The organism is Pseudomonas sp. GXM4, assembly GCF_008923895.1.
Classification (GTDB): domain Bacteria; phylum Pseudomonadota; class Gammaproteobacteria; order Pseudomonadales; family Pseudomonadaceae; genus Aquipseudomonas; species Aquipseudomonas atacamensis.
The window spans coordinates 1-22,054 of record NZ_WBRZ01000066.1 but is presented as its reverse complement, the minus strand read 5'-3'; the positions used below and the strand labels follow the sequence as shown (position 1 = coordinate 22,054).

Sequence of the window (22,054 nt, the reverse complement as noted above, 5' to 3'; positions counted from 1 at the left end):
GCTCCCACAGGTTCGGTCTGTATCCTGTGGGAGCGAGCCTGCTCGCGAATTTTTTGGAGGCAAGAACATGCGTGTATGGATCGATGCCGACGCCTGTCCGCGGGCGGCGAAGGATCTGGTGGTGAAGTTCGCGTTAAAGCGCCAGTTCGAAGTGGTGCTGGTAGCCGGGCAGCCGCAGACCAAACCGGGGCTGGCCATCGTCAAACTGATCGTGGTGCCGAGCGGGCCGGATGCGGCGGATGATTATCTGGTCGAGCATGCGGTGCCCGGCGAACTGGTGATCTGCAGCGATATTCCGCTGGCCGATCGGCTGGTGAAGAAGGGCGTGGCGGCGCTGGATCCGCGCGGCAAGGAGTTCGATGCGCAGAACATGGGTGAGCGTCTGGCAGTGCGTAACCTGTTCACCGACCTCAGAGAGCAGGGCCAGATGAGCGGCGGGCCGGCGCCGTTTGGCGAACGCGAGAAGCAGGCGTTTGCCAATGCGCTGGATCGGATCCTGACCCGACTCACCCGCACGCCCTGAGTCTTGCACAATCGCTGTGGGAGCGAGCCTGCTCGCGAAATCTGTGTGTCATACAACCTGATGTTGGCTGATACAACGCATTCGCGAGCAAGCTCGCTGCCACATTTGGTTTCATCTACGGCGAGGGATCAAGCGTCGTTTTCGTGAGTCAGTTCGAGCACGCGGTCGACCAGTTTGTTGATCCCCGAAGCCGCTTCACTGATGGTCTGCGCCAGCATGTACGCCGGGGTGGTGACCAGTTTGCGCGCCTTGTCTTCGACGATTTCGGTCACAGCGCACTCTTCGTGGGTGGCGCCCATTTTGTTCATGGCCGCAGCGGTGTCGGCGTCGTTGCCGATGGTGCAGGTCACGCCCGGGCCATAGATTTTCGCTGCCAGCGCCGGGGAGATGCAGATCAGCCCGACCGGTTTGCCCGCTTCGGCAAATGCTTCGGCCAGGGCCAGCACTTCAGGTTGCACGGTGCAGCCGGCGCCTTCGATCGCGAAGTTCGACAGGTTCTTTGCCGCGCCGAAACCGCCGGGCACGATCAGTGCGTCGAAATCCTCGACATCGGCGTCGCGGATATCCTTGACGTTGCCCCGGGCAATCCGCGCCGATTCCACCAGTACGTTGCGCGATTCCGGCATTTCTTCGCCGGTCAGGTGGTTGATCACATGCAATTGCGCGATGTTTGGCGCGAAGCACTGCACCTGTGCGCCGCGCTGGTCGAGGCGCAGCAGGGTGATGACACTTTCCTGGATTTCGGCGCCGTCGTACACGCCACTGCCGGACAGGATCACTGCAACTTTTTTGCTCATGGGCTTCTCTCCAGATTCATGGCGCTCAATGTCCCTCAAATCGTCGCGCGTGGCCATAGGGGCATGGCTGACGCGCGCGGGAACAGAGCGCTCTCTCAATGGATCGCAACGGCGGCGGGGTGTTCATTATTTGCCTTGAATGCGCATGGCAGTCGCCAGCGAATGGCTTATTCGGCTGGCGTTTTCGGCCCGGCAGGAGGGGTCGCTTCGGCCTGGCGCAACTGCTCTGCTTCGGCGGCCTTGGCGAGCTGCTCGTCCTGATAGATTTTCTTCGCCAGTTGCGCATTCTTGAAGCGGCGCCGCAGCCACAGGCCCAGCCCGAGGATCAGCAAGGCGCCGAGCACCCACAGCTCGTACTTCTTGATGCTGCCGAGCATGCCTTCCAGCACTGCGCCGAAGTGGTAAGCCGCCGCAGCCAGCGCGGTGGCCCAGATCGCCGCGCCGATGCCGTTGAGCAGCAAGTAACGTCCCGGTGGATAACCGGACAGGCCGATCGCCACCGGCATCACCGTGCGCAGGCCATAAACGAAGCGGAAGCTCAGGACCCAGATGTCCGGATGTTTGCGGATGTGCTCCAGCGCACGGTCGCCCATCATCTGCCAGCGCGGTTTGCGCGCGAGCAATTTGCGCCCGTGCTTGCGCCCCAGGAAGTACCACAGCTGATCACCGGCATAACTGCCGAAAAACGCCACGACCACCACCAGGTTGATGTCCATGTATCCACGGAACGCAAGGAAGCCTGCGAGCACCAGAATGGTTTCGCCTTCGAAGAACGTGCCGAGAAACAAGGCAAAGTAGCCAAAGTCGTGCAGAAATTGTTGGAGCATTGTCTGGGTGCTGGCGAAATGAACGCGCAGCCTAACCCTTCGGGCACATTCATGAAAGTGTCCAAATGTGTCTCGACGTGAACATTTCCTACATCGACAATGGATTGCGGCTACCTGTCACAGAGCACACATAACTGTCATCTGTTAGTCATAATGGCCGTCTATAACTGTCACGCTCGCCCGTTTGCCCGGGCTCAGGAGTCTGCCGTGAGCTTTACCCCCGCCAATCGTCTGTTCCCTGCCACTCGTCTGCGTCGCAATCGTCGTGATGATTTTTCGCGGCGCCTGGTGCGTGAAAACGTATTGACGGTCGATGATCTGATTCTGCCGGTGTTCGTGCTCGACGGTGAAAACCGCCGCGAAGCCGTGGCCTCGATGCCGGGCGTCGAGCGACTGACCATTGATCTGCTGCTTGAAGAAGCGGCGAAGTGGGTCGAGCTGGGCATTCCGGCGCTGGCGCTGTTCCCGGTTACCCCGCCTGAACTGAAATCCCTCGATGCCGCCGAAGCCTGGAATCCCGAAGGCATCGCCCAGCGCGCCACTCGCGCCCTGCGTGAGCGGTTCCCGGAGCTGGGCGTGATCACTGACGTCGCGCTGGACCCGTTCACCACCCACGGTCAGGACGGCATTCTCGACGAAGACGGCTACGTGCAGAACGACATCACCGTCGATGCGCTGGTGCGTCAGGCGCTGTCCCATGCCGAAGCCGGCGCGCAGGTGGTGGCGCCGTCGGACATGATGGACGGTCGCATCCAGGCGATTCGTGAGGCGCTGGAAATTGCCGGCCACGTCAACGTGCGCATCATGGCCTACTCGGCCAAATATGCCAGCGCCTACTACGGGCCTTTCCGCGATGCCGTGGGTTCGGCGTCGAACCTCGGCAAGGCCAACAAGGCCTCTTATCAGATGGACCCGGCCAACAGTGACGAAGCGCTGCACGAAGTCGGTGCCGACTTGTCCGAAGGTGCGGACATGGTCATGGTCAAACCGGGCATGCCCTACCTGGACATTCTTTTTCGCGTCAAAGATGCCTTCAAGGTGCCGACCTTCGTCTATCAGGTCAGTGGCGAATACGCCATGCACATGGCCGCTATCCAGAATGGCTGGTTGAGCGAAGCGGTGATCCTCGAGTCACTGACCGCCTTTAAACGTGCCGGTGCAGATGGCATCCTGACTTACTTTGCCGTTCGTGCCGCTCAATTGTTACGAGAGCAGAAATAGCCCTCCCAGGAACATTCCATGAATACCGAAGGACTCACTGAAGTTGCCGTAAAAGAAGCTCAGCCGGTTGTCGAGCAAATCACCGAAACCCCGCCGGAACTGGAGCCTGCGCCACCCGCGCCGGTTGCCGAAACCGCTGTGGCGGTACCGGCGATCGCCATTCCCGGCCTGGATGACAGCAGCCTGTACATCCACCGCGAGCTTTCGCAATTGCAGTTCAACATCCGCGTGCTGGAACAGGCGCTGGACGAGTCCTACCCGTTGCTGGAGCGGCTGAAGTTCCTGCTGATCTTCTCCAGCAACCTCGACGAATTCTTCGAAATCCGCGTCGCCGGGCTGAAAAAGCAGATCACTTTTGCCCGCGAGCAGGCCGGCGCTGACGGCTTGCAGCCGCATCAGGCGCTGGCGCGGATCAGCGAGCTGGTCCACGGTCACGTCGACCGCCAGTACGCGATCCTTAACGATATTCTGCTGCCGGAGCTGGAAAAGCATCAGGTTCGCTTCATCCGTCGGCGCAACTGGACGACCAAGCTCAAGACCTGGGTCCGGCGCTATTTCCGCGACGAGATCGCGCCGATCATCACCCCGATCGGCCTCGACCCGACGCACCCGTTCCCGCTGCTGGTGAACAAGAGCCTGAACTTCATCGTCGAGCTCGAAGGCATCGACGCCTTCGGGCGCGACTCCGGTCTGGCGATCATCCCGGCGCCGCGCCTGCTGCCACGGATCATCAAGGTCCCGGAAGAAGTCGGCGGTGCCGGCGACAACTATGTGTTCCTGTCGTCGATGATCCACGCCCACGCCGATGACCTGTTCCAGGGCATGAAGGTCAAAGGCTGCTACCAGTTTCGTCTGACCCGAAACGCCGACCTGGCGCTCGATTCCGAAGACGTCGAAGACCTCGCTCGCGCCCTGCGTGGCGAGCTGTTCTCGCGGCGTTACGGTGACGCGGTGCGTCTGGAAGTCGCCGACACTTGCCCGAAACACCTCTCGGACTATCTGCTCAAGCAGTTCAACCTGAGCGAGACCGAGCTTTACCAGGTCAACGGCCCGGTCAACCTGACGCGTCTGTTCAGCATCACCGGTCTGGACAGCCATCCGGAGCTGCAATACACGCCGTTCACCCCGCAGATCCCGAAACTGCTGCAGAACAGCGAAAACATCTTCAGTGTGGTCAGCAAGCAGGACATCCTCTTGCTGCACCCTTTCGAGTCGTTCACCCCGGTGGTCGACCTGCTGCGTCAGGCCGCGAAAGACCCGCATGTGTTGGCCGTACGGCAAACGCTTTACCGCTCCGGCGCCAACTCGGAAATCGTCGATGCGCTGGTCGACGCCGCGCGTAACGGCAAGGAAGTCACCGCGGTGATCGAGCTGCGTGCGCGCTTTGACGAGGAATCCAACCTGCAACTGGCCAGCCGTCTGCAAGCGGCCGGTGCGGTGGTGATCTACGGCGTGGTCGGCTTCAAGACCCACGCCAAGATGATGCTGATCCTGCGCCGTGAGGCTGGCGAGATCGTCCGTTATGCGCATCTCGGTACCGGCAACTACCACGCCGGTAATGCCAAGCTCTACACCGACTACAGCCTGCTGACCTCCGACGACGCTTTGTGCGAAGACGTCGGCAAACTGTTCAGCCAGTTGATCGGCATGGGCAAGACGCTGCGCATGAAAAAGCTGCTGCATGCGCCGTTCACCCTGAAGAAGGGCATGCTCGACATGATTGCCCGCGAAACCCAGTTCGCCCTCGAAGGCAAACCGGCGCACATCATCGCCAAGTTCAACTCGCTGACCGATCCGAAGATCATCCGCGCGCTGTACAAGGCCAGCCAGTCCGGCGTGCGCATCGATCTGGTGGTGCGCGGCATGTGCTGCCTGCGTCCGGGCATCGCTGGGGTTTCGCACAACATTCATGTGCGCTCGATCATCGGCCGCTTCCTCGAGCACACGCGAGTGTTCTACTTCCTCAACGGCGGCGACGAGCAGATGTTCCTTTCCAGCGCCGACTGGATGGAGCGCAACCTCGACAAGCGCGTCGAGACTTGCTTCCCGGTGGAAGGCAAGAAGCTGCTGACCCGCGTCAAGAAGGAGCTGGAGCTGTACCTGACCGACAACACCCACAGCTGGAGTTTGCAATCGGACGGCCGCTACATTCGCAACACGCCAACCGGCAACCAGAACCCGCGCAGTGCGCAGGCGACGTTGCTGGAGCGGTTGGGCAGCCCGATATTGCCGGTGAGCAGCTGACCTTCAGCCCAATAAAAAGGCGATCCCTCGGGATCGCCTTTTTTGTACCTGCACTGATTCCGACCTGTGGCGAGGGGATTTATCCCCGTTGGGCGCGAAGCGACCCCTTGAGTCAAAATCGGGCCTGCTGCGCAGGCCAGCGGGGATAAATCCCCTCGCCACAATCAGTGTCAATGCACCGTGAGAACAATCCCCACCCGCGTCAACCAGTCCGCCTCAAGCCCGAAATCCGCCTGGGTCAGCTGATTTTCATCCAGCCAGTTCTCCGGGAATTCCACATCGAGATGGTCGCCATTGGCATGCAGCGCCACCTGCGGCATCGCCTGGGTTCCGCGAATGTGATGGAACAGAATGGCGAACCGCAGCAGCACGCACAGGCGAATCAGCTTGATGCCGTCATCGCCGAATTCGGCGAACTTGTCCTTGGGAATATTGCGCCGGTGCCCGCGCACCAATAGCGCGAGCATCTGCTGATCCTCGCGGGAGAAGCCGGCCAGATCGGAGTGCTCGATCAGGTAGGCACCGTGCTTGTGGTAGTGATAGTGAGCGATGTCGAGGCCGACTTCGTGCACTTTCGCCGCCCAGCCGAGCAGTTCGCGCCAGATACCGTCCTCCAGCTCCCAGTCGACGGCGACCTGATCGAACGCGTGCAGGGCCTTGCGTTCGACCCGCGCCGCTTGTTCCAAATCGACGTGATAGCGCTCCATCAGCGAGGTCAGGGTGCGTTCGCGCACGTCTTCGTGATGATGGCGGCCGAGCAGGTCGTAGAGCACGCCTTCACGCAGCGCGCCTTCGCAATGATCCATGCGTTGCAGTTCGAGGGCGTCGAAGATCGCTTCGAGAATCGCCAGGCCCGCCGGGAAGATCGCCCGACGGTCAGGCTTGATGCCTTCGAAGTCGATCTTGTCGGCGTCGCCGAGCTTGAACAGCTTGCGCTTGAGCCACGCCAGGCCTTCGGCGTTGACCTCGCCGCTGCCGTGGCCGCCAGCCTTCAGGGCCAGGCCGATGGCGCGAATCGTACCGGAGGAGCCGATGGCTTCATCCCAGGTCAGGCGATGCAGGGCGTGCTCGATGCTCATGATTTCCAGGCGCGCCGCCGTGTAGGCCTGGGCGTAGCGGGCCGGGGTGATCTTGCCGTCCTTGAAATAACGCTGTGTGAAACTCACGCAGCCCATCTGCAGGCTTTCGCGCAGCAACGGCTCGAAGCGCTGGCCGATGATGAATTCGGTACTGCCGCCGCCGATGTCGGCGACCAAACGTTTGCCTGGGGTGTCGGCGAGTGTGTGCGAAACGCCGAGATAGATCAGGCGCGCTTCTTCACGGCCGGAGATGACTTCAACCGTGTGGCCGAGGATTTCCTCGGCGCGGCGGATGAATTCGCCACGGTTGCGCGCTTCACGCAGGGCGTTGGTGCCGACGATGCGCACGGCACCGAGCGGCATACCGTTGATCAGTTGCGCAAAGCGCTTGAGGCAATCGAGGCCGCGCTGCATCGATTCTTCGTTGAGCTGGCGCGCATCGTCGATGCCGGCGGCCAGTTGCACCTTCTCGCCGAGGCGCTCGAGAATGCGGATTTCGCCGTTCTGGGCCTTGGCCACGACCATGTGAAAGCTGTTGGAGCCCAGGTCGATTGCGGCGATCAGGGACAGATTCTTGGCTTGGGATTGCGGCATGGTCAGGGGGTCTCGGTCGATAACCCCGACATCGTGCCACGATCAAACGCTGGCGCCAACGCGCATGGTTCAAACCTGATCGTTCCTGCGCTCTGCGTGGGAATGCAGCCCGGGACGCTCCGCGTCCCAAAAGCGGACGCAGAGCGTCCGGTGAGGCATTCCGACGCGGAGCGTGGGAACGATCAGGATGAGGCTGCTTCAGGCTGTCGCTTCCACCGTGCCAATAAAGTTCGCCAGCTCGGCCGTCTGCGGATTGGCAAACAACACCTTCGGATCGCCCACCTCATGCACCTTGCCATGGTGCATGAACACCAGTTTGTCGCCCACCTCTCGGGCAAAGCGCATCTCGTGGGTGACCATGATCAGCGTCATGCCTTCCTTGGCCAACTGTCGCACCACGCTGAGCACTTCATTGACCAGTTCCGGGTCCAGTGCCGAAGTGATTTCATCGCACAGCAGCACCTTCGGCGACATCGCCAAAGCCCGGGCAATCGCCACCCGCTGTTGCTGCCCGCCGGACAGGCGATCCGGAAAGGCATCGAATTTCTCCCCGAGCCCGACTCGCTCGAGCATTTCCCGCGCCAGTTCGGCAGCCTTGGTCTTGGGTACTTTCTGCACCACTTGCGGCGCGAGCATGACGTTCTCCCCGACGGTCAGGTGCGGGAACAGGTTGAACTGCTGGAAGACCATGCCGACCTTCTGTCGCAGGCTGCGCAGATCAGCGCGGGCGGCGTCGAGGTATTCGCCGTCGACTTCGATCACGCCGTCGTTGATCGACTCCAGGCCGTTGAGTGTGCGCAACAGAGTCGATTTGCCCGAGCCGCTGCGGCCGATGATCGCCACGACCTGGCCTTCCTCGACGCTGAGATCGATGCCTTTGAGTACGTGGTGATCGCCGTAGTATTTATGCAGGGCGGAAATTCTAAGCAGAGGCATGCAGTCTCCTTTCCAGGTAGCGCGCACTGAGGGACAAGGGGTAGCAGAGCAGGAAGTAGCCGAGGGCGACGAGGCCGTAGACCATGAACGGTTCGAACGTGGCATTGGCGAGCATGCCGCCGGTCTTGGTCAGTTCGGTGAAGCCGATGATCGAGGTCACCGCTGTGCCTTTGACCACTTGCACCGAGAAGCCTACGGTCGGCGCCACGGCGATGCGCAGCGCTTGCGGCAGAATCACGTAGCGCAATTGCTCGAGCGGATTGAGCGCCAGGCTCGACGAAGCTTCCCACTGACCGTGGGGAATGGCCTCGACGCAGCCGCGCCAGATCTCTGCCAGATAGGCGCTGGTGAACAAGGTCAAAGCGATCGCGGCGGCCATCCACGGCGAAATCTCGATCCCGGCCAGCGCCACACCGAAGAACACCAGAAACAGCTGCATCAGCAGTGGCGTGCCCTGAAACAGCTCGATCCAGGTGCGGGCGATGCTGCTGGGCAGCGTGTTCTTGGAGATGCGCATCACCAGAATCAGCAGGCCGACGAGGCCGCCGCCAATGAACGCCACCAGTGACAGCGCCAGCGTCCACTGCAGGCCGGTGAGCAGGTTGCGCAGGATGTCCCAGAAAGTGAAATCGCTCATTGGCTGCTCCTCGCAATGAACCGGCGGCCGATCCAGTTGAGCAACTGGCGGATCAGCAGCGCCATGCACAGATAGATCAGGGTGGTCAGCGCATAGGTTTCAAAGGCGCGGAAGTTGCGTGACTGAATGAAGTTGGCGGCGAAGCTCAATTCTTCCGTGGCGATCTGCGAACACACCGCCGAACCGAGCATGACGATGATGATCTGGCTGCTCAGCGCCGGCCAGACCTTGCCCAGCGCTGGCAGCAGGACGACGTGGCGGAACGCTTCGAAGCGGGTCATCGCCAGTGCCGCTGCCGCTTCCAGCTGCCCGCGCGGAATCGCCTGGATGCCGGCGCGGATGATTTCGGTCGAATAGGCGCCAAGGTTGATCACCATCGCCAGCACCGCCGCCTGCCACTCGGAGATCTGCATGCCGAGCGACGGCAGGCCGAAGAAGATGAAGAACAGTTGCACCAGAAACGGCGTGTTGCGGATCAACTCGACGTAGACGCCGAAGATCGCCGAGAACGGGCGGATCTGCCACGCCCGCACCAGCGCCCCGACAATGCCCACGCCGACCCCGAGCAGCGCGCCGATGGCGGTCAGCTCAAGGGTGAACAGTGCGCCGCGCAGCAGCAGGTCGGTGTTTTCCACCACCGGCAAAAAATCGAACTGATAAGCCATGAACGTCTCCCGCGCAGTCGATCAGAGATCGGCCGGCAGCGGCTCTTTCAGCCAGGTCTGCGAGTTCTTTTCCAGCGCGCCGTCAGCCTTGGCGGTGTTGAGGATGTCGTTGACCTTGGCCAGCAACGCCGCTTCGTTCTTGTTCACACCGACGTAGACCGGCGAATCCTTGAGCTTCACTTTCAGCGCCGGTACGCGCTTGGGGTTCTTCTCGCTGATGGCCACCATCACCACGTTGCCGCTGGCGATCAGATCGACCTGGCCTGCCAGATAAGCAGCGATGGTCGAGTTGTTGTCTTCGAAACGTTTGATGGTCACGCCTTCGGGGGCGACTTTGCTCAGCTCGATGTCTTCGATGGCGCCCCGGGTGACGCTGATGGTCTTGCCCTTGAGGTCGTCGAGGCTGGTGATCGCAGCGTCTGGCGGGCCGAACACGGCGAGGTAGAACGGCGCATAGGCGCGGGAGAAGTCGATGACCTTCTCGCGCTCGGCGTTTTTGCCGAGGCTGGAAATCACCAGATCGACTTTGCCGGTGGTGAGGAACGGGATGCGGTTGGTGCTGTTGACCGGGGTCAGTTCGAGTTTGACCTTGAGTTGGTCAGCGAGCAGTTTCGCCGTGTCGATATCCAGGCCGCGCGGCTTCATGTCCGGGCCGACCGAGCCGAACGGCGGGAAGTCCTGGGGCACGGCGACTTTCAGCGTGCCGCGTTTGACCACGTCGTCCAGACCGTCGGCGTGAGCGGGGGCCTGGCACAGCAGCAGGCCGGCAAACAGGGAAGCGAGGAGGGCGCTGTAACGCTGGGTCATGAACAATCTCCGGATCGGCGGGAAGTGGTTGCTGCGATCGGACAGAGCATGGGCCGTGCCAACAGGCGGATTTCGCCCCGGCAGGCCGCGGCATCAGCGGCTTGGTTCGGTCTTACTGGTCTGAACAGTCAACTCGGTTTTCGCACTGCGATGGCGCATCGGCAGTGCGCGCCGAACCCCGCTGGGGCACGACTTGCCGGACTCGACGAATAGCTTTACAACTAGCCGCACCTTGGCCCTGACGCGTCCGCACATCATGAATTCGATCTCCCGCGCCGTACCCGAAGTGGCGCTGCAAGCGATCCGCAAACTGATCACCGAACAGGGCTTCGGCGCTGGCGATGCGTTGCCTTCGCAACGGGATCTGGCGCTGCAACTGGGCGTCAGTCGGGCATCGTTGCGTGAAGCGCTGTCGTCGCTCAGTGCACTGGGCGTGGTCAGCATTCAGCCGGGCAAGGGCGTGTTCGTGCAGTCACCGGTCGAATTGTCGCGCGGCGACAACGCGCCAGGCTGGTCGTTTGCGGCGCAGGCATCACCGCTGGATATCTTTCAATTGCGCTATGCGCTCGAAGGGTTTGCAGCAGGGTTGGCGGCGGTGACGTTGAGCACGTTCGATCTGGATGCGCTGGAAGACAACGTTGCGGCCATGCGCGAGCAATTGAAGCTCGGCGACTTTGAGGCAGCGGCGAAACTCGACTTCGAATTCCACCGACGCATCCTTCTTGCCAGCGGTAATCAGGCGATGCTGAGCATTCTCACCGCCAGCGCCGAGATCTTCCTCGAAAGCCAGAAACTGCCGTTCATTCGCGCCGAGCGCGCGATGGAAACCTGGCAGGAACATCGCAAGATCCTCCGTGCCCTGGCGCGCCGCGCGTCGGGGGCGGCGCAGAAAGCCATGCAGGAACATGTGCGCAACGCCGCCCTGCGTACCGGAATCGCCTTCATCGCTCCCGCCACGGCGTGAGTTGAGCTATACCCAAACTCATCAAGGGCCATAGCAACACTCAATCATCTGCGGCTTCCTGAACAAGGGAAGGGCGGCTATGATGGGCCACGTTTTTTTGCTTACAACCTGGAGAATTCCATGAGCAGCGATCTGATCAAACACGTTAGCGACGCTAGCTTCGAAGCCGACGTACTCAAGGCCGAAGGCGCTGTCCTGGTCGACTACTGGGCTGAATGGTGCGGCCCTTGCAAAATGATCGCACCGGTTCTGGACGAGATTGCCGAGACTTACAAAGGCAAGCTGACCGTCGCCAAACTGAACATCGACGAAAACCAGGAAACCCCGGCCAAGCATGGCGTGCGTGGTATCCCGACGCTGATGCTGTTCAAGAACGGCAACGTTGAAGCGACCAAGGTCGGCGCACTGTCGAAGTCGCAGCTGGCGGCGTTCCTCGACGCCAACATCTGAGCGTCGCAGTAAAACGCTGAAAAAAAGCCCCGCAAATCGCGGGGCTTTTTGCGTATTCAGGGCTAGACGCTCCGAAACTCAGGTGGTACATTCGGCCCCGCACTGGTTTCTCCAATGCCCCCTGCTAGCCGTCGCCGACGCACTCCTTTTCGAATTAGTTCGCGATCCTGTCGCCTTCTCCGCGGCGCGGCCTCATTAAGCCAAAAGCTTAATTTCCCCCCTCCATAAATGATTACGTCATTCCTATATGAATCTGACTGAACTCAAGCAAAAGCCGATTACCGAACTGCTCGAATTGGCCGAACAGATGGGCATAGAAAATATGGCCCGTTCGCGCAAGCAGGACGTGATTTTCTCCCTGCTGAAAAAGCACGCGAAAAGCGGCGAGGAAATCTCCGGTGATGGCGTGCTGGAGATTCTCCAGGACGGCTTCGGCTTCCTGCGCTCCGCAGACGCTTCCTACCTCGCCGGTCCTGACGACATCTACGTCTCGCCGAGCCAGATCCGCCGCTTCAACTTGCGCACCGGTGACACCATCGTTGGCAAGATCCGCCCTCCGAAGGAAGGCGAGCGGTATTTCGCCCTGCTCAAGGTCGACACGATCAACTTCGATCGTCCGGAGAACGCGAAAAACAAGATTCTCTTCGAGAACCTGACGCCGCTGTTCCCGACCGTGCGCATGAAGATGGAAGCCGGCAACGGTTCCACCGAAGATTTGACCGGTCGCGTGATCGACCTGTGCGCACCGATCGGCAAAGGCCAGCGTGGTCTGATCGTCGCACCGCCGAAAGCCGGTAAAACGATCATGCTGCAGAACATCGCAGCGAACATCGCCCGTAACAATCCTGAAGTTCACCTGATCGTGCTGTTGATCGACGAGCGTCCGGAAGAAGTGACCGAAATGCAGCGCACCGTGCGCGGCGAAGTGGTTGCCTCGACCTTCGACGAGCCGCCGACCCGTCACGTGCAGGTTGCTGAAATGGTGATCGAGAAGGCCAAGCGCCTGGTCGAACACAAGAAAGACGTGGTGATCCTGCTCGACTCCATCACTCGTCTGGCCCGTGCCTACAACACCGTGATCCCGAGCTCCGGCAAGGTATTGACCGGTGGTGTCGATGCCCACGCCCTCGAGAAGCCGAAGCGTTTCTTCGGTGCCGCGCGTAACATCGAAGAAGGCGGCTCGCTGACCATTATCGCCACCGCGCTGGTTGAAACCGGCTCGAAGATGGACGAAGTGATCTACGAAGAATTCAAGGGTACCGGCAACATGGAACTGCCTCTGGATCGCAAGATCGCCGAGAAGCGTGTGTTCCCGGCCATCAACATCAACCGCTCCGGCACCCGCCGCGAAGAGTTGCTGACCGCCGACGACGAACTGCAGCGCATGTGGATTCTGCGCAAGCTGCTGCACCCGATGGACGAAGTGGCCGCCATCGAGTTCCTGGTCGACAAGCTGAAGACGACCAAGACCAACGACGAGTTCTTCTTGTCGATGAAACGCAAGTAGTGCGCAGCTGATAAAAGGAGCGCTCCGCAAGGGGCGCTTTTTTTGTCGGCGATTTATTTGTATCTGGATTGAAGTATGCGCGGCTGCTAACGTCGCGCCTTCAAGGGATTCTGTATCCAGAACAGGTAAGGTTTTTCATGCACACGTTTGGCAATCGCCGTGATATCGACGGCTTACGCGCGCTCGCGGTACTTCCCGTCGTGCTGTTTCATTTCGGATTCAATACATTCAGCGGCGGCTTCGTCGGCGTGGATGTTTTCTTCGTCATCTCCGGATTTCTGATCACCTCGATCCTGTTCCGCGAAATCAGCGCCCAGCGCTTCAGTTTTCTCGATTTCTGGGGGCGTCGCGCCCGGCGCATCCTGCCTGCGCTGACCTTGGTCGTAGTGGTGACACTGGCGCTTGGCTGGTTACTGCTGACCGCCAAGGACCTGTCAGACCTGGGGCGAACGATTCGCTACCAGTCGCTGTTCATATCCAACATCCTGTTCATGCGCGAGGACGGCTACTTCGCGCCGGCTTCCGATCTCAAACCCTTGCTGCATACCTGGTCGCTGGCCGTGGAGGAGCAGTACTACATCTTCTTCCCGCTGATGATGGTGCTGTTGATGCGGTACGTCCGGCATTGGCGCTGGATGCTGTTCGCCGTGCTGCTGGTGTCGTTCGGGCTGAACATCGTTTACATCGAGCGTCGGCCTGAATTCGCTTTCTTCTCCCTGCCGACCCGCGCCTGGGAATTGCTCTGCGGCGCCATGCTCGCAGTGTTGCCGGCAGCGAAGCACGCGCCGCGGCTTTGGGTTCGGCAGACGGTCGGACTGGCCGGCTTGGCAGCGGTGCTGCTGGCGGTATTCACTTTTGACAAAACCACGGTGTTCCCGGGCTGGGCGGCATTGGTACCGGTGCTTGGTACGACTGCGTTGATCTGGTCGGGCGCGCGCGGTCCGACACTGGCCGGCCAGTTGCTGAGCCTGCGGCCGATGGTGTGGATCGGTCTGTTGTCCTATTCGCTGTACCTGTGGCACTGGCCGATCTACGTGTATGCCAATGCCATCTCCATTGATGGCATCCAGCCGCCTGAAGCGCTCGGCTGGATCGCTCTGGCGGTCACTCTGGCGTGGCTGAGTCTGCGCTTTGTCGAACTGCCGTTTCGCGAGAAGCGTGTGTTTGCCAGCCGTAGCTCGGTATTGGTCGGCGGCCTGGCGTCGATTGCCGTCCTGGCGGTGGTCGGTTCGGCCATCCGTTCGGCGGACGGCGTACCGCAGCGTTTGAGCGGCAAGGCGCTTGAATATGCGCAGTCTCGTGAGTGGAAAGCCGGGCAAACCGACTGCATGCAGTTGAGCACGGACAAGGCGCTGGACAAGGTCTGTCTGGTGGGTGGCGATCAAGAGGTCGCCCCGACAAAGATGTTCTGGGGGGACAGTCACACCGCGGCCTTGTTGCCGGCCATTGCAGGCAATGCCGGTCGCGATGTACATCCGGTCTGGTTGTACAGCCTGACGGCATGCCCGCCGATTATCGACGAGCACCTGCGCCAGCAATGCAAAGACTTCAACAAGCGCAACATGGCGCTGGTACTCGAGCGAGGGATCAAGGACGTGGTTCTGGCGGCGAACTGGAGTCTATACATCTATGGTCGCGAAGATGGCGACGGCGATAAACAGTTTCTGCTTGATCGCAAAGACAACATGGCGCAAGCCGAGCAGCGTCTGGCGGTAGGGCTCAAGGCTCAAGTGGCTGAACTGCGAGCGGCAGGTGTACAAGTCTGGCTGTTCAAGGAAGTGCCACTGCAACACAAGAGCTTCATCGACCGTCTGACCAGTCTGGCGCGCATCGGTCGTTCGGCAGAAGGACTTGGTCGCCCGCTCAACGAACACTTGGCTCGCCAGCAGTTTTTCACTTCGTTGTTCGGCTCGATGAGCGCCGCTGATTCCGGGATTCATGTCATCGACCCAACGCCGCTGATGTGCAAGGACGGCCTGTGCATGATCGACGTCGACGGCCACTCGCAATACAAGGATGCCGATCATCTTTCCGACGCCGGCAGCGCCCGGTTGGGCCCGTTGTTTGCGCCGTTGCTGCTGGGCACAAGCCGCCATTGAGCGATGCCACGCACTGACGGGCTGCTGTTTGCCCGTCAGAGCAGGTAGGATGTACGCCTATTTTGAGGGTGCCATCGTCAATGAAATTCAAGGATCTTCGGGATTTCGTGCAGCAGCTTGAGCAGCGCGGAGAGTTGAAACGCATCCAGATTCCCGTCTCGCCGGTGCTGGAAATGACTGAGGTGTGCGACCGCACGCTGCGGGCCAAAGGCCCGGCATTGTTGTTCGAGAAGCCCACCGGTTACAACATTCCGGTGCTCGGCAACCTGTTCGGCACGCCCGAGCGCGTGGCCATGGGCATGGGCGCCGAGTCGGTCAGCGAACTGCGCGAAATCGGCAAGCTGCTGGCCTTTCTCAAGGAGCCGGAGCCGCCGAAGGGCTTGAAGGACGCGTGGTCGAAACTGCCGATCTTCCGCAAGATCATTTCGATGGCGCCAAAAGTCGTCAAAGACGCGGTGTGCCAGGAAGTGGTCATCGAAGGCGACGACGTCGATCTGGCGATGTTGCCGGTGCAGACCTGCTGGCCCGGCGACGTCGGTCCGCTGATCACTTGGGGCCTGACGGTCACCAAAGGTCCGAACAAGGAACGCCAGAACCTCGGTATCTACCGCCAGCAAGTGATCGGCCGCAACAAGGTGATCATGCGCTGGCTCAGCCATCGTGGCGGTGCTCTCGACTTCCGCGAGTGGTGCGAGAAGCATCCGGGCCAGCCGTTCCCGGTGTCCGTGGCCCTTGGCGCCGATCCGGCAACGATTCTCGGTGCCGTGACGCCGGTACCTGACAGCCTCTCCGAATATGCTTTCGCAGGGCTCTTGCGCGGTAACCGCACCGAACTGGTCAAGTGCAGGGGCAACGATCTGCAAGTGCCGGCCACCGCCGAAATCATCCTCGAAGGCGTGATCCATCCCGACGAAATGGCCGACGAAGGTCCGTATGGCGACCACACCGGTTACTACAACGAAGTCGACAGCTTCCCGGTGTTCACCGTCGAGCGCATCACCCACCGGACCAAACCGATCTATCACAGCACTTACACCGGCCGTCCGCCGGATGAGCCGGCGATTCTCGGCGTGGCGCTGAACGAAGTGTTCGTGCCGATCCTGCAGAAGCAGTTTCCGGAAATCACCGACTTCTACCTGCCGCCGGAAGGCTGCTCGTACCGCATGGCCGTGGTGACGATGAAGAAGTCGTATCCGGGGCATGCCAAGCGCGTGATGCTCGGCGTCTGGTCGTTTTTGCGACAGTTCATGTACACCAAGTTCGTTATCGTCACTGACGACGATATCAACGCCCGCGACTGGAACGACGTGATCTGGGCCATCACCACGCGCATGGACCCCAAGCGCGATACGGTGATGATCGATAACACGCCGATCGACTACCTCGACTTCGCCTCGCCGATTTCCGGCCTGGGCTCGAAAATGGGCCTGGATGCCACCCACAAGTGGCCGGGCGAAACCACCCGCGAGTGGGGCCGTGTGATCGTCAAGGACGACGCCGTCACCCAACGGATCGATGCCATCTGGAACCAGTTAGGAATAGATTGATGCGTGTAACCCTGCAGCCTTCCGGAGCAGTGCTCGAGATACAGCCCGGTGAGCGGATTCTCGACGGTGCGCGGCGCCTGGGCTATGACTGCCCGCAAAGCTGCCGCAACGGCAATTGCCACGTGTGTGCAGCGCTGCTGGTGGAGGGCCGCGTCGAGCAGGCCGGCAAAGTCCACGATCATGGCGAGTTCTACACCTGCATCGCCGCACCGCTGGAAGACTGCGTGCTGCTGTGGGATGGCGTGCTCGCGCTGGGTGAGCTGCCGGTGCGAAGCCTGTCGTGTCAGGTCATCGAGTGCCGCGAGGTCGGCGGCGACACCTGGCGCGTGCGCCTGCGGGCACCGGCGGGCAAGCCGCCGCGCTATCACGCCGGGCAATATTTGATGATCGAGCGTGAGAACGGTGAGAAGTCGGCGTTCTCCATGGCTTCGGCACCCCACGGCGGGCGTGATCTGGAAATCCATGTGCTGGCGCGCGAAACCAGTGCGTTGAGCCTGATCGAGCAGCTGCAACGCAACCCGCTGGTGCGTGTCGAGTTGCCGTTCGGTGACACACATCTTGCGGAGCTGCCCGACGGTCCTCTGGTGTTGATCGCCGCCGGCACCGGCATGGGCCAGATTCACAGCCTGATCGAACATTGCCGCGCCGAAGGCTTCAAGCATCCAGTGCATCTGTATTGGGGCGTACGCCGTCCAGAAGATTTTTATCAGATCGAGCACTGGGAGGAATGGCTGAAGCTGCCCAATCTGTTCCTGCACAAAGTGGTCAGCGACCAGTGCGGCTGGGAAGGGCGCTGCGGGATGTTGCACGAGGCGGTTTGCGAAGATTTCCCTGATCTGAAGCCGCTGCACGTCTATGCCAGCGGGTCGCCAGCGATGGTTTACGGCACCTTGGACGCGCTGGTCGAGGCGGGCATGGATGCGCATCAGATGCGCGCCGATGTGTTCGCCTACGCGCCGCGCTCCTGATACTTATAACTTGGTATATAGCCGATCGGTATTTACGTTAAACAGTAAATACCGCTAGGTTATATATCAATCAGGCGATTAATCAGTGGCACTTAAATTGCCTTAAAACATATGTGCCTTATTGTTACAGCGGTGCGTTCTATTAAGTAATTCTTCACCCGCGGGGAGCTGAACGCTATTCGCCATGAGCGCCATTGAAAACGCAATTCTGAACCTGGCTTACCCTCCGCGGCTCGATCTTGGGCCGCAGCTGACGCACGAACAACTTCTCGCTTCCATGCAATCGACCATGGCGCGCCACAAGGGCGGGCCGGTGTGGCTGTTCGCGTATGGTTCGCTGATCTGGCGCCCGGAATGCACGGCAGTCGAGCGCATGCGCGGTCGCGTGCATGGCTATCATCGCGGCTTGTACCTGTGGTCCCACGAGCATCGGGGCACGCCGGAAATGCCCGGTCTTGTGTTCGGTCTGGATCGCGGCGGTTCATGCAGTGGCTTTGCCTACCGCTTGCCGGAAGACAATCTCGATACCGCGCTGTATGCGCTGTGGAAACGTGAGATGCCGTTTCCGTCGTATCGCCCGCACTGGCTCAATTGCCGGCTCGAAGATGGCACTCAGGTGCAGGCCTTGGGATTCGTGCTGGAGCGTCATCTGCCGAGCTATGCCGGCAACCTGCCGGACCATGTGCTCAGCCAGGTGTTCGCCAGCGCCAGCGGGCGCTACGGCACCACTCGCGATTATGTCGAGCAGACCGCGCACGCCCTGCGTAGCCACGCCATGCCGGATCGAAATCTGGAGGCGCGGCTCAAGCGCTGTAAATCACACAGCGATCAGGCGACCGCTTCACGGCTCTGACTGGCGACTTGCTTGTGCCACAGCGTTGGCGCAAGGAAGGCCATCGCCAGCAGGCAAGCGCCGACCAGCAGCACGAAACCGCCATCCCAGCCGAAGTGGTCAACGGTGTAGCCCATCGCCGCACTGGCCGCGACCGAACCCCCCAGATAACCGAACAGACCGGTGAAGCCCGCTGCGGTACCGGCGGCTTTCTTCGGCGCCAGTTCCAGCGCTTGCAGGCCGATCAGCATCACCGGGCCGTAGATCAGGAAGCCGATCGACAGCAGGGCGATCATGTCGACCATCGGGTTACCGGCCGGATTGAGCCAGTACACCAGAGTCGCAACAGTCACCAGGGCCATGAACACCATGCCGGTCAGGCCACGGTTGCCACGGAAGATCTTGTCCGACATCCAGCCGCACAGCAGCGTGCCCGGGATGCCTGCCCACTCGTAGAAGAAATAGGCCCACGAGGTTTTATCCACGGTGAAGCCCTTGGCTTCCTTCAGGTAGGTCGGCGCCCAGTCCAGCACGCCGTAGCGCAGCAAGTAGACGAAAACGTTGGCCAGAGCGATGTACCAGAGCATTTTGTTGCGCAGCACGTACTTGACGAAGATTTCCTTGGCGCTGAATTCGTCTTCGTGGCTGGCGTCGTAGCCTTCCGGATAGTCGTTCTTGTACTGCTCGATCGGCGGCAGGCCGACCGATTGCGGGGTGTCACGCATGGTGATGAAGGCGAATACCGCCACGCCCAGCGCGACCGCTGCCGGGACGTAGAACGCCGCGTGCCAGTCATTGAACAGGCCCATGCCGATCAGGAACAGCGGGCCGATCAGACCGCCGCCGACGTTATGCGCCACGTTCCACACCGAGACCACGCCGCCGCGTTCCTTCTGCGACCACCAGTGCACCATGGTCCGCCCGCTCGGCGGCCAGCCCATGCCCTGCGCCCAGCCGTTGATGAACAGGAGAATGAACATCATCGTCACGCTGGACGTTGCCCACGGCGCGAAACCGAAAATGAACATCACCCCGGCCGAGACCAGCAGACCGAACGGCAGGAAGAAGCGCGGGTTGGAACGGTCGGACACCAGGCCCATGAGGAACTTCGACAGACCGTAAGCAATGGCGATCGCCGACATCGCCAGACCGAGGTCGCCACGGCTGTAGCCTTCATCGATCAGGTACGGCATGGCGAGGGAGAAGTTCTTGCGCAGCAGGTAGTAACCGGCGTAGCCGATAAAGATACCGGCGAAGATCTGCCAACGCAGGCGGCGGTAGGTGCTGTCTATTTTTTCTTCAGGCAATGGAGCCTGATGTGCGGCAGGACGAAAGAAAGCAAACATTCAAGAGCTCCAGTTTTCTTGTTTTGACTGCGGATGCGAATGTTACAGTTTCGTTACCGAAAATAGCATCGCTTCACGTCGGCAAAACAGCGGAAATTTGAGCAGATGAGCGTTCCTTTATGAACATGTCGCTCTGAGATAAGAAGGCGGCGCTGAGGGGATGGTGGCTCGGGTGGGTTTCTGCGGTTTGACGTATGGAAGAGGCAGACCTCAACGGTAAAGCGATCCGGATGGTTGCTCCGGATCGCTCCGTGTTGTTAACGAACCTGAACGACAACCTTGCCCACAGCCTTGCGCTGGCCGAGATCATCGATCGCCTGCGCGGCATTGCTCAGCGGATACACCTGCGATACCAGAGGTTTCAGCTTGCCCTCGGCAAACCAGGCGAACAGCTGCTGGAAGTTGGCTGCGTTGTCCTGGGGTTGGCGCTGAGCAAAGGAGCCCCAGAACACGCCGAGCACCGCCGCGCCTTTGAGCAGGGCGAGGTTGACCGGCAGTTCCGGGATGCGTCCGCTGGCGAAGCCGACCACCAGCAGGCGGCCGTTCCAGGCGATGGCGCGGATGGCCTGGTCGAACAGGTCGCCGCCGACCGGGTCGTAGATCACGTCGGCGCCCTGGCCGTCGGTGAGGCGTTTGATCTCGTCCTTGAGGCTGGCTTCGCTGTAGTTGATCAGCTCATCGGCGCCGGCAGCCTTGGCCACCGCGAGCTTCTCGGCGCTGCTGGCGGCGGCGATCACCCGGGCGCCCATGGCTTTGCCGATCTCCACAGCGGCGAGGCCGACGCCGCCCGACGCGCCGAGCACCAGCAGGGTTTCGCCCGGTTGCAGGTTGGCGCGTTGCTTGAGCGCGTGCATCGACGTGCCGTAGGTCATGCTGAATGCAGCGGCAATGTTGAAGTCCATCGACGGCGGAATCGGCAGGACGTTGTAGCCCGGCACCGCAACCTGCTCGGCAAAACTGCCCCAGCCAGTCAAGGCCATGACCCGGTCGCCGACTTTCAGATGGCTGACCTTTTCCCCCACTTCACGCACCACGCCCGCCGCTTCACCGCCCGGCGAAAACGGGAAGGGCGGTTTGAACTGGTACTTGCCCTCGATGATCAGCGTGTCCGGGAAATTGACTCCGGCAGCGTGCACGTCCAGCAGGATTTCATTCTTCTTGGCGACAGGACTGGCGACGTCTTCCAGCACCAGCGATTCGGCAGGGCCGAAGGCTTTGCACAGCACGGCTTTCATCAGGGCTATTCCTTTGGGAGTGATGGCCGATAAGTGTAGGTGTGTGAATCAACGGGTCAACGAGCATGCCCGACCCTGATAGTCAGCCATAAGCTTGTGCTTGCGCGGCGGGTCGTTATGCTAGGCCGCAAACCGGATAAGGAGCGAATTGTGAAAGCGTGGATCATGTTGTTGCTGGCCCTGTCTCTGCCTGTGGCAGCACTGGCCGAAGAAGCCAAAGAAGGCGAGGCGCCGAAAGTCAATTACATCACCCTGAGCCCGCCGTTCGTCGGCAACTATGGCCTCGACGGCACCGCCAAGCTCAAGGTCTACAAGGCCGATGTGGCCCTGCGCGTAACTGGCGAAGAGGCGACCAAACTGGTCAAGGCCAACGAGCCGCTGATTCGCAATCAGCTGGTGGCGCTGTTCACTCAGCAGTCGACCGAGGCGATGGGCAGCATTGAAGGCAAGGAAAAGCTGCGTCAGGAAGCGTTGAAGCAGACTCAGCAGGTCATGAATGACGAGACCGGCAAGCCTGTTGTTGAGGATCTGTTGTTCAACAACCTGATCATTCAGTAAGTCGTTCGCTGTCCGGGCAAGCCCCTTCGCGAGCAGGCTCGCTCCCACAGTGGATTGGTGGTGATGCACATTTTTGCATTCACCGAATAACCCTGTGGGAGATTCTATGGTTCATGCCTAGCCCCTAAACGCCTTTGGGTGAGTATTCGCTCTGGTTTTTCAACAGAGCAAATACCACCCGTGCAAGCTTGCGGGCTAGTGCGACCAGTGCTTGGGTA

At 60.7% G+C, this 22,054-nt stretch carries 20 protein-coding genes; 11 read left to right on the top strand and 9 right to left on the bottom strand.

From position 1 onward, the window contains the following. Positions 1–67: 67 nt before the first annotated feature. Positions 68–523: a YaiI/YqxD family protein gene (locus tag F8N49_RS11265; RefSeq protein WP_110644479.1), complete on the top strand. Its 456-nt coding sequence runs from the start codon at positions 68–70 to the stop codon at positions 521–523. A 128-nt stretch (positions 524–651) separates the two neighbouring features. Here F8N49_RS11265 and elbB read toward each other — a convergent pair whose 3' ends face one another. Both elbB and F8N49_RS11255 read right to left on the bottom strand, forming a co-directional pair. Next, positions 652–1,320: an isoprenoid biosynthesis glyoxalase ElbB gene (elbB, locus tag F8N49_RS11260; protein WP_016772616.1), complete on the bottom strand. Its 669-nt coding sequence runs from the start codon at positions 1,318–1,320 to the stop codon at positions 652–654. Positions 1,321–1,487: 167 nt separating this feature from the next. Further along, complete coding sequence (locus F8N49_RS11255; protein ID WP_056791681.1) at positions 1,488–2,147, bottom strand: DedA family protein; 660 nt, start codon at positions 2,145–2,147, stop codon at positions 1,488–1,490. A 207-nt stretch (positions 2,148–2,354) separates the two neighbouring features. Between F8N49_RS11255 and hemB the strand changes: the two genes are divergently transcribed. Both hemB and ppk1 read left to right on the top strand, forming a co-directional pair. Further along, positions 2,355–3,368 carry a porphobilinogen synthase gene (hemB, locus tag F8N49_RS11250; protein WP_041476908.1) on the top strand — a complete coding sequence of 338 codons (1,014 nt, stop codon included), beginning with the start codon at positions 2,355–2,357 and terminating at the stop codon, positions 3,366–3,368. A gap of 18 nt (positions 3,369–3,386) precedes the next feature. Further along, complete coding sequence (ppk1, locus tag F8N49_RS11245) at positions 3,387–5,612, top strand: polyphosphate kinase 1 (protein ID WP_016772619.1); 2,226 nt, start codon at positions 3,387–3,389, stop codon at positions 5,610–5,612. A 170-nt stretch (positions 5,613–5,782) separates the two neighbouring features. On the opposite strand, the gene ppx is transcribed toward ppk1, so the two are convergent. From ppx to F8N49_RS11220, 5 genes are all read right to left on the bottom strand, one after another. Next, on the bottom strand, positions 5,783–7,285 hold the full coding sequence (gene ppx, locus F8N49_RS11240) for an exopolyphosphatase (RefSeq protein ID WP_016772620.1): 1,503 nt from the start codon (positions 7,283–7,285) through the stop codon (positions 5,783–5,785). Between the two features lie 198 nt (positions 7,286–7,483). Continuing rightward, positions 7,484–8,221: an amino acid ABC transporter ATP-binding protein gene (locus F8N49_RS11235; RefSeq protein ID WP_110644477.1), complete on the bottom strand. Its 738-nt coding sequence runs from the start codon at positions 8,219–8,221 to the stop codon at positions 7,484–7,486. Continuing rightward, positions 8,208–8,858 (bottom strand): amino acid ABC transporter permease, encoded by a 651-nt coding sequence (locus tag F8N49_RS11230; RefSeq protein WP_016772621.1) that lies wholly within the window; start codon positions 8,856–8,858, stop codon positions 8,208–8,210. The genes F8N49_RS11235 and F8N49_RS11230 overlap by 14 nt, the downstream gene beginning before the upstream one ends. Next, a complete protein-coding gene (locus F8N49_RS11225; RefSeq protein ID WP_151551440.1) occupies positions 8,855–9,523 on the bottom strand; it encodes an amino acid ABC transporter permease in 669 nt (222 codons plus the stop codon). Before F8N49_RS11225 ends, F8N49_RS11230 begins: the two co-directional genes overlap by 4 nt. A 21-nt stretch (positions 9,524–9,544) precedes the next feature. Further along, complete coding sequence (locus F8N49_RS11220) at positions 9,545–10,330, bottom strand: transporter substrate-binding domain-containing protein (RefSeq protein WP_016772623.1); 786 nt, start codon at positions 10,328–10,330, stop codon at positions 9,545–9,547. 256 nt (positions 10,331–10,586) lie between these two features. On the opposite strand from F8N49_RS11220, the gene F8N49_RS11215 reads away from it, so the two are divergent. From F8N49_RS11215 to F8N49_RS11185, 7 genes are all read left to right on the top strand, one after another. Next, complete coding sequence (locus F8N49_RS11215; protein WP_073471078.1) at positions 10,587–11,294, top strand: FadR/GntR family transcriptional regulator; 708 nt, start codon at positions 10,587–10,589, stop codon at positions 11,292–11,294. A 120-nt stretch (positions 11,295–11,414) separates the two neighbouring features. Then, a complete protein-coding gene (trxA, locus tag F8N49_RS11210; protein WP_003206727.1) occupies positions 11,415–11,744 on the top strand; it encodes a thioredoxin TrxA in 330 nt (109 codons plus the stop codon). Between the two features lie 247 nt (positions 11,745–11,991). Further along, a complete protein-coding gene (gene rho / locus F8N49_RS11205) occupies positions 11,992–13,251 on the top strand; it encodes a transcription termination factor Rho (RefSeq protein ID WP_003229334.1) in 1,260 nt (419 codons plus the stop codon). Positions 13,252–13,388: 137 nt separating this feature from the next. Next, complete coding sequence (locus tag F8N49_RS11200) at positions 13,389–15,350, top strand: acyltransferase family protein (protein WP_071172152.1); 1,962 nt, start codon at positions 13,389–13,391, stop codon at positions 15,348–15,350. Between the two features lie 80 nt (positions 15,351–15,430). Further along, positions 15,431–16,897 carry a 4-hydroxy-3-polyprenylbenzoate decarboxylase gene (ubiD, locus tag F8N49_RS11195; protein WP_071172153.1) on the top strand — a complete coding sequence of 489 codons (1,467 nt, stop codon included), beginning with the start codon at positions 15,431–15,433 and terminating at the stop codon, positions 16,895–16,897. After that, the gene (locus tag F8N49_RS11190) at positions 16,897–17,865 is read left to right on the top strand and encodes a CDP-6-deoxy-delta-3,4-glucoseen reductase (protein ID WP_122612310.1); all 969 of its coding nucleotides are present in this window, start codon (positions 16,897–16,899) and stop codon (positions 17,863–17,865) included. The genes ubiD and F8N49_RS11190 overlap by 1 nt, the downstream gene beginning before the upstream one ends. Before the next feature lie 184 nt (positions 17,866–18,049). Further along, the gene (locus F8N49_RS11185) at positions 18,050–18,718 is read left to right on the top strand and encodes a gamma-glutamylcyclotransferase (protein WP_024014748.1); all 669 of its coding nucleotides are present in this window, start codon (positions 18,050–18,052) and stop codon (positions 18,716–18,718) included. Here F8N49_RS11185 and glpT read toward each other — a convergent pair. Then, positions 18,694–20,043 (bottom strand): glycerol-3-phosphate transporter, encoded by a 1,350-nt coding sequence (gene glpT / locus F8N49_RS11180; protein WP_024014747.1) that lies wholly within the window; start codon positions 20,041–20,043, stop codon positions 18,694–18,696. The genes F8N49_RS11185 and glpT overlap by 25 nt on opposite strands. Before the next feature lie 257 nt (positions 20,044–20,300). Then, positions 20,301–21,278, bottom strand: a complete 978-nt coding sequence (locus tag F8N49_RS11175) for an NADPH:quinone oxidoreductase family protein (RefSeq protein WP_039757431.1) — start codon at positions 21,276–21,278, stop codon at positions 20,301–20,303. Positions 21,279–21,428: 150 nt separating this feature from the next. Here F8N49_RS11175 and F8N49_RS11170 point away from each other — a divergent pair, with 150 nt between their 5' ends. After that, a complete protein-coding gene (locus F8N49_RS11170) occupies positions 21,429–21,836 on the top strand; it encodes a flagellar basal body-associated protein FliL (protein ID WP_056791694.1) in 408 nt (135 codons plus the stop codon). Positions 21,837–22,054: the final 218 nt, after the last annotated feature.

Coding starts and splice junctions, on each gene's coding strand:
- F8N49_RS11265 (WP_110644479.1), top strand. CDS start 68: ATGCGTGTATGGATCGATGCCGACGCCTGTCCGCGGGCGGCGAAGGAT.
- ppx (WP_016772620.1), bottom strand. CDS start 7,285: ATGCCGCAATCCCAAGCCAAGAATCTGTCCCTGATCGCCGCAATCGAC.
- glpT (WP_024014747.1), bottom strand. CDS start 20,043: ATGTTTGCTTTCTTTCGTCCTGCCGCACATCAGGCTCCATTGCCTGAA.
- F8N49_RS11220 (WP_016772623.1), bottom strand. CDS start 10,330: ATGACCCAGCGTTACAGCGCCCTCCTCGCTTCCCTGTTTGCCGGCCTG.
- F8N49_RS11215 (WP_073471078.1), top strand. CDS start 10,587: ATGAATTCGATCTCCCGCGCCGTACCCGAAGTGGCGCTGCAAGCGATC.
- F8N49_RS11225 (WP_151551440.1), bottom strand. CDS start 9,523: ATGGCTTATCAGTTCGATTTTTTGCCGGTGGTGGAAAACACCGACCTG.
- elbB (WP_016772616.1), bottom strand. CDS start 1,320: ATGAGCAAAAAAGTTGCAGTGATCCTGTCCGGCAGTGGCGTGTACGAC.
- rho (WP_003229334.1), top strand. CDS start 11,992: ATGAATCTGACTGAACTCAAGCAAAAGCCGATTACCGAACTGCTCGAA.
- ppk1 (WP_016772619.1), top strand. CDS start 3,387: ATGAATACCGAAGGACTCACTGAAGTTGCCGTAAAAGAAGCTCAGCCG.
- F8N49_RS11255 (WP_056791681.1), bottom strand. CDS start 2,147: ATGCTCCAACAATTTCTGCACGACTTTGGCTACTTTGCCTTGTTTCTC.
- F8N49_RS11190 (WP_122612310.1), top strand. CDS start 16,897: ATGCGTGTAACCCTGCAGCCTTCCGGAGCAGTGCTCGAGATACAGCCC.
- F8N49_RS11200 (WP_071172152.1), top strand. CDS start 13,389: ATGCACACGTTTGGCAATCGCCGTGATATCGACGGCTTACGCGCGCTC.
- F8N49_RS11230 (WP_016772621.1), bottom strand. CDS start 8,858: ATGAGCGATTTCACTTTCTGGGACATCCTGCGCAACCTGCTCACCGGC.
- F8N49_RS11175 (WP_039757431.1), bottom strand. CDS start 21,278: ATGAAAGCCGTGCTGTGCAAAGCCTTCGGCCCTGCCGAATCGCTGGTG.
- trxA (WP_003206727.1), top strand. CDS start 11,415: ATGAGCAGCGATCTGATCAAACACGTTAGCGACGCTAGCTTCGAAGCC.
- F8N49_RS11185 (WP_024014748.1), top strand. CDS start 18,050: ATGAGCGCCATTGAAAACGCAATTCTGAACCTGGCTTACCCTCCGCGG.
- ubiD (WP_071172153.1), top strand. CDS start 15,431: ATGAAATTCAAGGATCTTCGGGATTTCGTGCAGCAGCTTGAGCAGCGC.
- F8N49_RS11235 (WP_110644477.1), bottom strand. CDS start 8,221: ATGCCTCTGCTTAGAATTTCCGCCCTGCATAAATACTACGGCGATCAC.